We start from the raw sequence: 13616 nt of genomic DNA on the forward strand, positions 1-13616 counted from the left end.
CGAGCTCAGGGCGGGACCCGGGACGGGGCCGTTCCAGCACGTCACCTGCAGCCGCAGGCAGCCAGCTCGGAGGCGAAGTCGTCGAGGGCGTTCTCGGCGGCGGCCTCGTCCGAGGAGCCGTCGGCCACGACGGCGAAGGCGAGCAGCCGCCCGTCGGTCGTCACGACGGTGCCGGCGAGGGCGTGCACCCCCAGCAGGGTGCCGGTCTTGGCGCGGATGGCGCCGGGCGCCGTCGCCGGGTCGTCGTCGCCCCGGTCGGCGAGCGTGCCGTCGTAGCCGGCCACCGGGAGCCCGGAGAGCATGAGCGAGGCACCCCCGAGGCTGCCGTCGGCCGCGCCCTGGACGACCGCGGTCAGCACCCCGGCGGGGATCCGGTCCTCGCGGGAGAGGCCGCTGCCGTCGGCGAGGGTGACCCCGGAGGTGTCGACGCCGGCCTCGGCGACGGCGTCGATGACCGCCTGCGCGCCCCCGTCGAAGGTGGCCGGGAGCCCGCGGGCGATGGCGACGTGCCGGGCCAGCGCCTCGGCGAGCATGTTGTCCGACATCGACAGGGCCTGCTCGACCTGCCGCGCGACCGGCGCCGACAGCACGCTGCCCAGCACCTCGGCGCCGGCCGGCGCCTGCCCGAGGACGACGGTGGCGCCGGGGACGCCGAGCGCGTCGGCGAGCGCGGACCCGGCATCGAGCCCCGGCTGGCCGCTGCGGGCGGTGGAGCCCGGGGCCACGCGGGCACCGTCGACCGCCGTGGCGGTCACCGGCGCCGCGTAGCTGGACGGGGCGTCGGCCGGCCCCCATCCGCTGGCGGTGAGGGGGCCGCTGAACAGCGAGCTGTCGACGACGACCCGCGTCACCGGCGTCCCGGCCGGCATCGCGGCGACCACCTGGGCGGCGAGGTCGTCGACCGTCGGCGCGCCCGGGTAGGTCTGCGAGGGCGCGGTGCGCGAGAGCGTGAGATCCCCGCCGCCGACGAGCACGACCTCGCCGGGGGTGCTGCCGGCGACGACCGTCGTCTCGAAGCGCTCGGCGGGATCGAGGGTCACGAGCACGGCGGCGGCGGTGAGCAGCTTCGCGGTCGAGGCGGGCGTCGCGGGGTCGGCGGCGTCGGCGTCGAGCAGCACGTCACCGGTCGCGACGTCGACGACCTCGGCCGAGACGCCGGTGCCCAGCCCGGGCACCTCCAGCAGCGGGGTCAGCTGCTCGGAGAGGGCCGCGGGGTCGGGCGCGGGCGCGTCGGAGGACAGCGAGGCGAGCACCGGCACGGCGTCGCCGAGGTCGGGCAGCTGCGCCTCGGGGACGGCGACGACGTCGTCAGGGGCGGCCGGAGCGTCGTCGAGGAGCCGGTTGACACCGACGATCCCGCCGACGACCAGCAGGACGAGCGCGACGATGCCCATCGCGATGCGCCGCCGGAACCGCCCGTAGTTCGCCGTGATGACCGTCGAGCCACTCGACGCGATGGTGCCCACCCCCCACAAAAGGTGACCTCCGCGGAACGCGCGGGGTCACCGTGCGCCAGACTAGGCGCGTGCAGTTCGACGTGACGGTAGAAATCCCGAAGGGCCAGCGAAACAAGTACGAGCTGGACCATGCCACCGGACGCATCCGCTTGGACCGGATGCTGTTCACCTCCACCCGCTACCCGGCGGACTACGGCTACATCGAGAACACCCTGGGCATGGACGGCGACCCGCTCGACGCCCTGGTCCTGCTCGAGGAGCCGACGTTCCCGGGCTGCCTGATCACGTGCCGGGCCATCGGCATGTTCCGGATGACCGACGAGAAGGGCGGGGACGACAAGGTCCTCACCGTTCCGGCCACCGACCCCCGCATGGCTCACTTCCAGGACATCACCGACGTCTCGGAGTTCGACCGGCTGGAGATCCAGCACTTCTTCGAGACCTACAAGGACCTCGAGCCGGGCAAGTCGGTCGAGGGCGCCGAGTGGGTCGACCGCGCGGCCGCCGAGGCGGAGATCCTCGCCTCGATCGAGCGCGCCAAGGACGAGCCCGCGCACCACTGAGGCCGCGGCTTCCCGCGAGCGACCGACGGCGGCATGTCCCATGCGGGACGTGCCGCCGTCGCGTTCAGTGGCCCCCGGCGGCGTCGTGCAGCACCACGGTGGCGAAGCCCAGCTCGCCGCGGTACCCCGCGAGGTACTGCCGCCGGTGCTCGCGGGCCAGCTCCAGCGCGGCCACCCGGTCCTCCGCCGGCGCCTCGGTCAACGCCCACTCGGTGAGCGCACCGGTCCAGCACCACTCGTACTCGTCCCACTCCGCCGCCGTGCTCAGGTGGGCGTAGCCCGCCTCGAAGCCGGACTCCTGCGCCTCCGCCACCAGGCCGGCGATGTCGGGCAGCTCCCCCGGCTCGGCGCCGAGCTCCCGGAGGGCCGCCTCGCTCGGCGGCGCCTCCCAGTACCCCTCGCCGAGCAGCACCCGCCCGCCCGGGTGCAGGTGCGCGCGGACGGCGGCGAGCGTCGCGGCCAGCCCGCCGAAGGCATGGGTCGCCCCGATGCACAGGACGGCGTCGAAGCCCTCCCCGCTCCAGCCCGACGCGTCGGCCTGCTCGAAGGTGGCGCGGTCGGCGAGGTTCCGGGCGGCCGCCCTGGCGCGGGCCTCCTGCAGCGCCGGCCCGGAGGTGTCGACACCGACGGCGGTGGTGCCGGGCGCGGCCTCGAGCGCGGCGAACAGCCACTCGCCGAAGCCGCAGCCGAGGTCGAGGATCCGGCCGTCGGGGGGCAGGCCCAGGCGCTGGATCAGCAGCCGGAGGTTGTCGTCGGTGACGGGGGCGGCGATGGGGTGCCAACGGTGCGCGATCGCGCTGGCCTGAGCTCGGTCCACCGGGGCATCGTGCTGGTCGGGACGGTCCGGGGCACGTGAATTGCCGCGGCAGCCCGGGGACGACGCGGCGACGGCCCCCACCTCGGGTGAGGTGGGGGCCGCCGTCGCATGCAGCGGGGATCAGCCCGCGAGGGTCACCGCGGTGGTGTCCACCCGGCCGAACAGGTCGACCACCACGTCGTCGACGTCGCCGGAGTGGACCGACTGGGTGACGTCGAAGAACAGCGGGATGATCGGCATGTCCTCGAGCAGGACGTCCTCCGCCTGGTTGTAGAAGGAGATCGCCTCCTCGCTGCTCGCAGCCTCGTTGCCCTGCGCGACGAGCGCGTCGAACTCCGGGTTGCTGTAGAAGGTCGTGTTCGCGCCCGCGGGCGGCTGCGCCTGGGTCGAGTACAGCGGCTCCAGGAAGTTGTGCGGGCTCGGGTAGTCCATCGACCAGCCCATGCGGAAGGGGCCGGTCATGCCCTGGGTGAACAGCAGGGGCCCGTACTCCGCCGGGGCGAGGTCGCCGCGCAGGACGTACTCGACACCGAGGTTGGTCCGCAGCTGGTTGCCCAGCGCCTCGACCCAGGCCTCGTTGCCGCCACCGGCGTTGAACCACAGCTCGATCGGCTGCGTCCGGTCGAAGCCCGCCTCGTCGAGGAGGTCGTTGGCCCGGTCGACGTCGAGGGCGCAGTAGCCGCAGGCGCCGTCCCGGTGACCGCCGACGACCGGCGGCACGACGGAGTCCGCGGCCTCCCGCGTCCCGGCGAAGATGTGCTCGGCGATCGCGTCGCGGTCGATGGCCATGGACAGGGCCTGGCGCACCCGGGGGTCGGCGTAGCGCTCCTCGTACAGGGGCAGGCCGAGGAACGTGAAACCGGAGGCCGCCGTCTCCTCGTAGCGGCCCTCGAACTCCTGCTGCGCGACCTCGCTCATCTCGGCGGGGACCCGGGGCAGGATGTCCAGGTTGCCGGCCAGCGCGTCGGTGTAGGCGGTCTTGGGGTCGGCGTACACGCGGTACTCCAGCTCCTCGACCGCCGGGGCCTGCGCACCGGCGAACCCGTCGGCGGCCACGAGCGTGATGCCCGAACCCGGGACGTAGTCGCCCGCGGCCCGGAAGGGACCGTTGCCGATCGGGCGGCTGCCGAACGCCTCCGGGTCGTCGAAGAACGATTCCGGCAGGGGGAAGAAGGGGTTGTAGCCGACGGTCACCGGGAACTGCGCGAAGGGCGCGCTCAGGGTGACGGTGAAGGTCAGGTCGTCGACGACGCGCAGACCGGTCAGCTCCGTCGCGGCGGGCTCGCCGGTCGGCTCGCCGTTGTCGTCCGTCGGGGCCTGCAGATCGCCGTAGCCCTCGATGTTGGCGAAGAAGTAGGAGCCGGCCTGGGCGTTCGGGCTGTAGGCGGTGTAGTTCCAGGCGTCGACGAACGACGCGGCGGTCACCGGCGTCCCGTCGTGGAAGGTCCACCCGTCCTGGAGCGCGACGGTCCAGGTGACGCTGTCCTCGGACTCGATGCTGTCGGCCACCCCGGTGTAGCTGACCTCGCCGTCGGCGTCGTACTCGACCAGGCCGGTCCAGAGCGATTCGAGGATCTGGCTGCCGTACTCCTCCACGGTGTTGCCCGGGACGAGGGGGGCGGCCGGCTCGCCGATGGCGATGCTGACCGACTCGGGCGCGTTGTCGTCACCGCTTCCTGGCGTGCCGCAGGCGCCGAGCAGGACGGTGCCGGCGAGCGCTGCGAGGGCCAGGCGCGAGTGGCGCGTGGTGCGTGTCATGTGCGTCGTGCCTTCCCGAGCCCTCGATCGGAGGGTCGCGGACGTGGAGCGGCGCGGACGCGGTCGCGGCCGTACTCACCGTTCTCCACTGAGGACAGTCGGCGCGCGTCCGTTCTCCCTGAAGGGAGATCTGGATCACGATCGACCGTTTCCGCCGCCCGGACGGCGACACGGCCCGCTCGGACGGGTGACACCCACGCGGTCGCGTGCCTGCGCCCCTACGCTGCGCGCCGAGGTGATCACCATGACGGCGCGTGGCCAGGGTCTGTTCCACCGTTCCGCGCGCGGGGCGGCGCTCGCCGCGCTCCCGCTCTGCCTGGCCGCCCTGGCCGGATGCGGATCGCCGGAGGAGCCACGCGTGCAGAACGTGGCCTACTGCCAAGGATCCCCGGGCGACAACGACACCGGGTTCCTCCACGTGGAGTTCCGGCAGGGGTCCACGGTGGTGGCGACCGGATCGGTGTCCGCCGGCTTCGCCCTCACCGCCGAGGTGCCGGTGGGCGACATCCAGATTTACGTCGACGGCGTCCAGGTGGGCGCGGTGGAGGGGCCTACGGACGGGCCCTACCACCCACCGGCGCGGGACGAGGTCACCTACCTGCACAGCGGTGAGGGATGCCCGGACAGCGCTCCCCTGTGACCGGCCGAGGACGACACAGGGGCCCCGTCCCTGTCGGACGAAGCCCCTGGCCGAACGCGAGCCGCCTGTCGGAATCGAACCGACGACCTTCTCATTACGAGTGAGATGCTCTACCGACTGAGCTAAGGCGGCGTTCGTGCCGGAACAGCGTACGACACCGCCGGCAGCGTCCAGCGCAGGGCCGGGGCTTCAGCTCGGCAGTCGCAGCGCCACCGTGAGCGCCTCCAGGGCGATCTGCGGCTTCACGTTCTGCTCCAGCGCCTGGCGGCACCGCAGGATCGCGTCGATCCGCCGCACCGCGCCTTCGGGACCGATCCGCCGGGCCAGCTCCTCGGCGTCGGCACGGCGGTCGGGATGCATGAGCGCGACCTCCCCGCCCGGCGCGGCGGCCAGCACCAGCGCGTCGCGGTAGAGACCGGCGAGGTCGACCAGCGCCCGGTCCAGCGAGTCACGTCCCAGCCGCGTCGCCCGCGACTTCTGCTTGCGCTCCAGCTCCTTGAGCACGCCGGCGCCCCGGCTGGCCGCCGCGACACCCGGCCCGCGGGCGCCCACGCCGAGACTGTTCTTGACCGCCTCGGTCTCGGCCCCGTCGAGGGCGGAGGTGGCCACGTCGGCCTCCTCCTTGGCGGCGCCGACGAGGTCGTCGGCGGCGTCGAGGCAGGCGGCCAGCGAGACCAGCGACAGCGGGATGTCGAGCACCGCCTTGCGGGCCAGCCGCGCGTCCTCGTCGCGGGCGAGCCGCCGGGCCCGGCCCACGTGACCGCCGCTGGCCGCGGCCGACCAGGCGGCCAGCGCCGGGTCGACGCCGTCGCGCTGCACCAGCACCTCGGCGACCGCGTCCACCGGTGGCGTGCGCAGGCCGACGACCCGGCAGCGGGAGCGGATGGTCACCGGGACGTCGTCGGGGTGCAGGCTCGGCGCGCACAGCATCACGACGGTGCGCGGCGGAGGTTCCTCGATCATCTTGAGCACCGCGTTGGAGGCGGTCTCGGTCATGCGGTCGGCGTCCTCGACGAGGATCACCTGCCAGCGCCCCTGGGACGGCGCCCGGCCGGCGACCCGCACCAGCTCGCGGGCCTCCTCGGCGCCGATCGACAACCCGTCGGGGACGACGACGTGCACGTCGGCGTGGGTACCGGCGAGGACCGTCCGGCACGAGTGGCAGGCGGTCACGTCGGCGTGCCGGCCGCCGTCGGGGCACTGCAGCGCGGCGGCGAACGCGCGGGCGGCCACCGATCGCCCGGAGCCGGGCGGCCCGGTGAACAGCCACGCGTGCGTCATCGCCGAGGGATCGGTGACGGCGGCCTGGAGTTCCTCGACCACGACCGACTGGCCGACCACCCGGGACCAGACGCCCGCGGACACCGCGGCGGGGGCGCTCACGGGTGCAGCTGCGGCGTCGCGCCGGTCTGGGCGTGCGGGTGGTGTCGCCCGTGTGCGCCGTCGTGCCCCGCGTGCCCGTCGGGCGACGCCGGCCGGGCGCCCGCCGCCGACGGCTGCGGGAGGGTCTGCAGCGGGAGCCCGGAGAGGAGCTCGGCCACCCGCACCCGGATCGCCGCAGCGATCTCCTCGGGCGTCTGCCGGGCGTCGAGCACCAGGTAGCGGTCGGGAGCGGCCTCGGCCAGCGCGCGGAACGTCTGGCGCACCCGCTGGTGGAACTCCAGCGACTCGGACTCCAGCCGGTCGGCCACCGCGCGGCCGCGGGCGCGGGAGAGGCCCTCCTCCGGGGGCAGGTCGAGCAGCACGGTGAGGTCGGGCTCGAGCCCCTCGGTGGCCCACCGGGAGAGCATCCGGACGTCGTCGAGCGGGATCGTGCGACCGGCCCCCTGGTAGGCCAGCGAGCTGTCGACGAACCGGTCGGTGATGACCACCTCGCCGGCGTCGAGCGCCGGGCGCAGCACGTCGTGGACGTGCTGGGCGCGGTCGGCGGCGTACAGCAGCGCCTCCGACCGGGAGGCGATCCCGGTGTGCGCACGGTCGAGGACGATCGACCGGATGCCCGCGCCGGACGGGGTGGCCCCGGGCTCGAAGGTCGCCCGGGAGACCAGGCCCTCGCTGGTCAGCCACTCCTGCAGGCGCCGGACCTGCGTCGACTTGCCGGCGCCCTCGCCGCCCTCGAACGCGATGAGCACGCCCCCTCCGGCCAGGCGGCGACGGGCGGTGGTGTCGCGGCGCAGCGCGGTGACGACGTCGGCCAGCAGCGGTACCGGCCGGCCGTCGTCCATCTGCCGGTAGGCCAGCACGCCGACCCCGAGGGCCATGAGCCCGGCGACCAGGAGCATGACCCGCTCGCCGGTGACCGGGACGGCGACGACGCCGAGGTCGAGCTCGTGCCGGCCGATCAGGCCCACGCCGAAGGGCACGACCGCCAGCGACAGGATCAGCGCCGCGCGGACGAGGGACTGCACGATCGCGAAGGTGCGACCGCGGATCTCGTCCTCGACCTCGGTGCCGAGCAGGGTGAACCCGGCCAGGTAGGCGATGCCCGCGAAGAAGCCCATGAAGACGACCAGCAGGAGCGCGATCCACAGCGTGAAGGTCAGCGACATGAGCAGGACCATTCCGCCGGCGCCGACGATGGCGACACCGAAGATGCGCTCGCGCGCGAGGTCGCGCGCCACGCTCGGACCGATCGCGATGCCCAGCCCGAGCCCGATGAACACCGCGCCGAAGAGCAGTCCGTAGGCCGCGTCGCCACCGCCGAGGGCGCTGGCGTAGGCCTGGCCGGTCGCGATGATCACGCCCGCCGCGGCGAAGGCGCCCGTGATGCCCACGACCAGGCCGCGCACCAGCGGTGTGTGGCCGGCGAAGGAGAACCCCTTCTTGAGCGAGCCGAAGAAGCTCTCCTGCGCCTTGATCGCCCCGGCCGCCCGGCGGCCGCTGATCGACGGCAGGTTCCAGATGACGAACGCGGCGACCAGGAAGGTGAGCGCGTTGAGGAACAGCGCCAGGTCGACCTCGTCGACGCCCGGGATCAGCCGCATCAGCTCGCTGCCCATGCTGGTCAGCACCGCGAACACGATCGCGGCCAGCACCGGGGTGAGCCCGTACGTGGTGACGAGGGAGAGCTGGTTGGCCGGCTCCAGCTGGTCCTTGCGGAGCATGTTGGGGACGGCGGCGTCCTTGGCCGGTATCCAGAACAGGCTGAACGCCTCGATGAGGAACTGGGCGACGAACAGCCAGATCAGGTTGTCGACCAGCGGGATCGAGGCGAACAGCGCGAACCGGATGATGTCGGTGATCACCATGGTCTTGCGCCGGTCGAACCGGTCGGCGAACGCACCGGCCAGCGGGCCCAGGACGATCGCCGGGAGCAGCCGGAACAGCAGGACGCCGCCGAGCGCGAAGTTCGCGGCAGCGAAGCCCTCCACCAGCGAGGTCGCGGTGGCCGTGATCGCCAGCAGGCCCAGCCAGTCGCCGAAGCTCGACAGCGACATGGACAGCCACAGCTTGCGGAAGTCCTTGACGCGCAGCACCGCCCGCAGCTTGGCGACCAGGCCCACCCCGCCCATGCCGTCGACCGGCTGTGCCTCGGCGTCGTCGTCGGCGGCGGCGGTCAGCCCGGCCGGCTCGTTGCCGGGGGCAGGAGCGTCGCCGGACCCCGGCGTACCGGCCGACGGCAGGCCGTCTGCCGGCGGCGCGGCACGCTCGACCGGCTGCGCGTCGCCCGCGTCGTCGGGCGGCGGCGCCGGGGGCGTCGGGTCGGGCGGAATCGGAGCTCCCGGGGTTCGGGGAACCGGGGCTGAGCCGGCCCCGGCGGCCTCACGGTACCGGGCGCCTGTGACGATTCCGGGAGGTTTCCCCCCGGTCGAGCGAGCCGTGCTGTCCCGTCCGGCCTCGGGGGACGGTGCCTGGCTAGGGTCGGACTCCGTGACGGACGCCCGGGAATCGCTGGACCGCAGGCCGCCGCGGGCTCCGACCGCGGCCTGGGATCCCGCCGTCTACACGCGCTTCTCCGGTGAGCGGTCGCGGCCCTTCGTCGACCTCCTCGGCCGGGTCCGTGCCGAGTCGCCTCGCGAGGTCGTGGACATGGGGTGCGGCGAGGGGACGATGACCGGTGCGCTCGCCGACCGGTGGCCCGGGGCGCACGTCACCGGGGTGGACTCCTCCCCCGAGATGCTGGCGAAGGCGGTGCCGGTGCCCGGCCGCCTGGACTTCGCCGCCGGCGACGTGCAGGAGTGGCAGCCGCCCGGCCGGGTCGACGTCGTCGTCAGCAACGCGGTGCTCCACTGGCTGCCGGGCCACGAGACGCTGCTCGACCGGTGGGCGGGGTGGCTCACCCCCGGCGGGTGGCTCGCCGTGCAGGTGCCGGGCAACTTCCGCGCCCCGACGCACGCCCTGCTGGCCGACCTCTGCCGCTCGCCCCGCTGGGCCGACGAGCTCGCCGACAGCGGACCGCGGCCGGACGCCGTCCTGGAGCCGGCCGGCTACCTCGACGTGCTGGCCGCCGCGGGACTGGCGCCCGACGTCTGGGAGACGACGTACCTGCACGTCCTGCGCGGCGAGGACCCCGTGCTGACCTGGGTGCGCAGCACGGTGCTGCGCCCGGTGCTGGCGCGGCTCGCCGACGACGACGCCGAGGCGTTCACCGCGGAGTACGCCGCGGCGCTGCGCACCGCCTATCCCCCGCGGCCGGACGGCACGACCGTGCTGCCGTTCCGCCGGGTCTTCGCGGTCGGTTCCCGCCCGGCCTGAGTCTCAGCGCGGGGTGAGCCGGTAGGCGAACGTCACGTAGGGCAGCTCGACCACATCCCGGCCGCGGGTGCCGGGGTGCGTGGCGACCAGGGCGCGCAACTGCCCGAGGAACTCCGCGCGCTGCTGTTCGGCCATCGTGATCACGAAGCTGCGGGTCTCGAAGCTGGCCACGAACTCCTCGGGCGTGGACCGCTGCACGATGCGCGACTCGGCGACCGTCACGTCCGCGTCGAGCGCGGCCGCGAAGGCCGCGACCACCTGCCGGTCGTCGGGGCGTTCGCTGTTCTCGGCGGTGAGCAGGTCGTCGAGGACGGCGACCCAGGGTTCGCGGACGTCGCGCTGGTTCCACACCAGGGCGACCGTGCCGCCGGGCCGCAGGACCCGCCGCATCTCGGTCGCGGCCGGAACCGGGTCGAACCAGTGCGCGGCCTGGCCGGCGACCACCACGTCGACGGCGGCGTCCGGCACCGGGATCGTCTCGGCGGAGCCGACCGCCGTCGTCACACCGGGGAAGCGGTCGGCCAGCTGGGCGAGCATCTCTGGTGCCGGGTCGACGGCCACCACCTCGTGCCCGGCGGCCACGAGGACCCCGGTGAGCAGGCCGGTGCCGGCGCCGAGGTCGAGCACCCGGCGCGGGCCGGGCACTCCCCCCTCGACGGCGGCAGCGACGGCGTCGGCCGGGTAGGTCGGCCGCAGCACGGCGTACTGCGCCGCGGCCGCACCGAACGACCGAGCGCGCTCCTCCCAGGCCGCCGACCGGCCCCCGGCACCCACGACCGTCGCGTCAGGTGCCGGAGGTGACCGGCGCGGCGGCCTTCGTGGCAGCCGTCTTCTTCGCGGTCGTCTTCTTCGCAGTCGTCTTCTTGGCAGTCGTCTTCTTCGCGGTCTTCTTCTTCGTCGCCGGCCCCCGGGCCCGGCGGTCGGCCAGCAGCTCGGCCGCCCGCTCCAGGGTGATCGACTCGACGTCGTCACCCTTGCGCAGGCTCGCGTTGGTCTCGCCGTCGGTGACGTAGGGCCCGAACCGGCCCTCGCGGACCGTGACCTGGCCCTCGGTCACCGGGTCCGCGCCGAGCTCCTTCAGCGGCGCGGCCGCGGCCCGGCGTCCCCGCTGCTTGGGCTGGGCGAAGATCGCCAGCGCCTGTTCGAGGGTGACGCTGAACAGCTCGTCCTCGCTGGACAGCGAGCGGGAGTCGGTGCCCTTCTTGATGTAGGGCCCGTAGCGGCCGTTGAGCGCCTGGATCTCCTCGCCGTCGGGCGCGTTCCCGACGGTGCGCGGCAGCGTCAGCAGCTTGAGCGCGTCCTCGAGCGTCACGGTCTCCGGCGACATGGACGCGAACAGGCTCGCCGTCCGCGGCGACTCCTTGCTGTCCTCCGGTACGACCATGGTCACGTACGGGCCGTACCGCCCGGCCTTGACCACGACGGGCAGCCCGGACTCCGGGTCGCTGCCCAGCTCGCGGTCACCCGACGGCGCCTCCAGCAGCTCGGCGATCTTCCCGCTGGTCAGCTCGTCGGGCGGGAGGTCCTCGGGGATGCTCACCCGCGCACCGTCGTCGCCGCCGGCCTGCAGGTACGGGCCGTAGCGGCCGACGCGGGCGACGACAGGCTCGCCGTTCGGGCCGGTGCCGCGCAGCGGGATGGAGTTCACACCCCGGGCGTCGATCTCCTCGAGCCGCTGGCCGACGATCTGCTTGAGCCCGCCGGATTCGGCGATGCCACCGCTGTGCCGCCCCTCGCCGCCGAAGTAGAACTCGGTGAGCCAGTCGACGCGCTGCAGGTTGCCCTCGGCGATCTCGTCGAGCTCCTCCTCCAGCGAGGCCGTGAAGTCGTAGTCGACCAGCTGGGCGAAGTGCTGCTCGAGCAGGTTCACCACGGCGAAGGCGATGAAGGACGGGACGAGGGCGTTGCCCTTCTTCCAGACGTACCCGCGGTCCTGGATCGTCTGCATGATCGACGCATAGGTCGACGGGCGGCCGATGCGGAGCTCCTCGAGGCGGGCGACCAGGCTCGGCTCGGTGTAGCGGGCCGGCGGGGTCGTGGTGTGGCCCTTGGCCTCGAGCGACTGGGTGTCGAGCTGCTGGCCGCGCTCCAGGCGCGGCAGCCGGCGCTCGGCGTCGTCGCTGCCCTGGTCGTCGTCGCCGGTCGAGGCACCCTCGTCGCGGGACTCGACGTAGGCCTTGAGGAAGCCCGGGAAGGTGATCGTCCGGCCGCTGGCGGTGAACTCGACGGACTCGTCGATCGAGGTGCGGCCGGCGAGCCGGATGCTCACGGTCTGCCCCACCGCGTCGGCCATCTGCGAGGCGACCGTCCGCTGCCAGACCAGCTCGTAGAGCCGGAACTCGTCGCGGGCGAGCTGGGACGCCAGCTGGCCCGGGGTCCGGAAGCTGTCACCGGCGGGCCGGATCGCCTCGTGCGCCTCCTGCGCGCCCTTGTTCTTGGTCTTGTACCGGCGCGCCTCGGCCGGGACGTAGGCGTCGCCGTAGAGCTCCCGGGCCTGCTGCCGCGCGGCGTTGATCGCCTCGTCGGACAGGTTCGTGGAGTCGGTACGCATGTAGGTGATGTGGCCGTTCTCGTACAGCCGCTGCGCCACCCGCATCGTCTGCGCCGACGACCAGCCCATCTTGCGGCCGGCCTCCATCTGCAGCGTGGAGGTGGTGAACGGCGCGTACGGGCGGCGGCGGTAGGGCTTCTCGTCGACCCGGCTGACGCTGACCTGGCGACCCTCGAGACGCGCGGCCAGGCCGCGGGCGCCGGCCTCGTCGAGGTGGACGACGTCGCCGCTGACCCGCCCGGTGGCCGGGTCGAAGTCGCGGCCGGTGGCCACCCGGCTGTCGTCGACGCTGACCAGCTTGGCCTTGACCGTCGTCGGCTCCCCGGCGTCGGTGGCGGCAGCGGGGCGCGGGACGGCGAAGGTGCCCTCCAGGGACCAGTAGTCGGCGGCGTGGAAGGCCATCCGCTCCCGCTCGCGCTCGACGACGATCCGCGTGGCCACGGACTGGACGCGGCCGGCCGAGAGCTTCGGCAGCACCTTCTTCCAGAGCACCGGGCTGACCTCGTAGCCGTAGAGACGGTCGAGGATGCGGCGGGTCTCCTGCGCGTCGACCAGGGCCGTGTCGAGCTCGCGCGGGTTGGCGACGGCGCGGGCGATCGCCTCGGGCGTGATCTCGTGGAAGACCATCCGGCGCACGGGCACCCGGGGCTTGAGGGTGTCCACCAGGTGCCAGGCGATGGCCTCGCCCTCGCGGTCCTCATCTGTGGCGAGGTAGACCTCGCTGGCGTCCTTCACCAGCTGCTTGAGCCGGTTCACCTGCTGCTTGCGGTCGGGGCTCACGACGTAGAGCGGCTCGAAGGAGTTGTCGACGTCGACGCCGAGGCGGGCCCACGCGGCGCCCTTGTGCTCGGCCGGCACGTCGGCGGCGTTGCGCGGCAGGTCGCGGATGTGCCCGACGCTGGCCTCCACCACGTAGCCGCTGCCCAGGTACCCGGCGATCTTGTTGGCCTTGGTCGGGGACTCCACGATCACCAGCGGCTTGCCCCCGGGCGCCCCGGACCGCCGACGGGCGGGCGGCTTGCTGCCGCCGGCGGTCGCGTCGGTGTTCTCGGGCTGCGTGGTCTTCGTGGGCACGGTGCTCCTGTCGGTGGTGCTGCGGTACTGCGGGTGCGGCTGGCCTTGCGGTCGGACGGTG

Annotated in this window: 10 protein-coding genes and 1 tRNA gene; 3 read left to right on the top strand and 8 right to left on the bottom strand. The window is 73.9% G+C overall.

Annotated elements, in window-relative coordinates:
* Nucleotides 1-41 precede the first annotated feature (41 nt).
* The gene (dacB, locus tag ABD644_RS21140) at nucleotides 42-1466 is read right to left on the bottom strand and encodes a D-alanyl-D-alanine carboxypeptidase/D-alanyl-D-alanine endopeptidase (RefSeq protein ID WP_344691041.1); all 1425 of its coding nucleotides are present in this window, start codon (nucleotides 1464-1466) and stop codon (nucleotides 42-44) included.
* Nucleotides 1467-1525: 59 nt separating this feature from the next.
* On the opposite strand from dacB, the gene ABD644_RS21145 reads away from it, so the two are divergent.
* Nucleotides 1526-2020, top strand: a complete 495-nt coding sequence (locus ABD644_RS21145) for an inorganic diphosphatase (protein WP_344691042.1) — start codon at nucleotides 1526-1528, stop codon at nucleotides 2018-2020.
* Nucleotides 2021-2084: 64 nt separating this feature from the next.
* On the opposite strand, the gene ABD644_RS21150 is transcribed toward ABD644_RS21145, so the two are convergent.
* Both ABD644_RS21150 and ABD644_RS21155 read right to left on the bottom strand, forming a co-directional pair.
* A complete protein-coding gene (locus ABD644_RS21150; RefSeq protein ID WP_344691043.1) occupies nucleotides 2085-2837 on the bottom strand; it encodes an SAM-dependent methyltransferase in 753 nt (250 codons plus the stop codon).
* A 120-nt stretch (nucleotides 2838-2957) separates the two neighbouring features.
* Nucleotides 2958-4595, bottom strand: a complete 1638-nt coding sequence (locus ABD644_RS21155; RefSeq protein WP_344691044.1) for a peptide ABC transporter substrate-binding protein — start codon at nucleotides 4593-4595, stop codon at nucleotides 2958-2960.
* Between the two features lie 244 nt (nucleotides 4596-4839).
* On the opposite strand from ABD644_RS21155, the gene ABD644_RS21160 reads away from it, so the two are divergent.
* The gene (locus ABD644_RS21160; protein WP_344691045.1) at nucleotides 4840-5235 is read left to right on the top strand and encodes a hypothetical protein; all 396 of its coding nucleotides are present in this window, start codon (nucleotides 4840-4842) and stop codon (nucleotides 5233-5235) included.
* 59 nt (nucleotides 5236-5294) lie between these two features.
* Here the strand turns inward: ABD644_RS21160 and ABD644_RS21165 are convergent.
* From ABD644_RS21165 to tmk, 3 genes are all read right to left on the bottom strand, one after another.
* Nucleotides 5295-5367, bottom strand: a tRNA-Thr gene (locus ABD644_RS21165).
* A gap of 57 nt (nucleotides 5368-5424) precedes the next feature.
* Nucleotides 5425-6618: a DNA polymerase III subunit delta' gene (locus ABD644_RS21170; RefSeq protein ID WP_344691047.1), complete on the bottom strand. Its 1194-nt coding sequence runs from the start codon at nucleotides 6616-6618 to the stop codon at nucleotides 5425-5427.
* Nucleotides 6615-8747, bottom strand: a complete 2133-nt coding sequence (tmk, locus tag ABD644_RS21175; RefSeq protein WP_344691049.1) for a dTMP kinase — start codon at nucleotides 8745-8747, stop codon at nucleotides 6615-6617. The genes ABD644_RS21170 and tmk overlap by 4 nt, the downstream gene beginning before the upstream one ends.
* Before the next feature lie 358 nt (nucleotides 8748-9105).
* On the opposite strand from tmk, the gene ABD644_RS21180 reads away from it, so the two are divergent.
* On the top strand, nucleotides 9106-9930 hold the full coding sequence (locus ABD644_RS21180; RefSeq protein WP_344691051.1) for a trans-aconitate 2-methyltransferase: 825 nt from the start codon (nucleotides 9106-9108) through the stop codon (nucleotides 9928-9930).
* Nucleotides 9931-9933: 3 nt separating this feature from the next.
* On the opposite strand, the gene ABD644_RS21185 is transcribed toward ABD644_RS21180, so the two are convergent.
* Together ABD644_RS21185 and topA are read right to left on the bottom strand one after the other, a co-directional pair.
* On the bottom strand, nucleotides 9934-10704 hold the full coding sequence (locus tag ABD644_RS21185; protein WP_344691053.1) for a class I SAM-dependent methyltransferase: 771 nt from the start codon (nucleotides 10702-10704) through the stop codon (nucleotides 9934-9936).
* Nucleotides 10705-10714: 10 nt separating this feature from the next.
* A complete protein-coding gene (topA, locus tag ABD644_RS21190) occupies nucleotides 10715-13555 on the bottom strand; it encodes a type I DNA topoisomerase (RefSeq protein WP_344691055.1) in 2841 nt (946 codons plus the stop codon).
* Nucleotides 13556-13616 lie beyond the last annotated feature (61 nt).

The sequence above is a fragment of the Blastococcus jejuensis genome, assembly GCF_039534705.1.
Classification (GTDB): Bacteria; Actinomycetota; Actinomycetes; order Mycobacteriales; family Geodermatophilaceae; genus Blastococcus_B; species Blastococcus_B jejuensis.

Coding starts and splice junctions, on each gene's coding strand:
- ABD644_RS21155 (WP_344691044.1), bottom strand. CDS start 4,595: ATGACACGCACCACGCGCCACTCGCGCCTGGCCCTCGCAGCGCTCGCC.
- ABD644_RS21160 (WP_344691045.1), top strand. CDS start 4,840: ATGACGGCGCGTGGCCAGGGTCTGTTCCACCGTTCCGCGCGCGGGGCG.
- tmk (WP_344691049.1), bottom strand. CDS start 8,747: ATGGGCGGGGTGGGCCTGGTCGCCAAGCTGCGGGCGGTGCTGCGCGTC.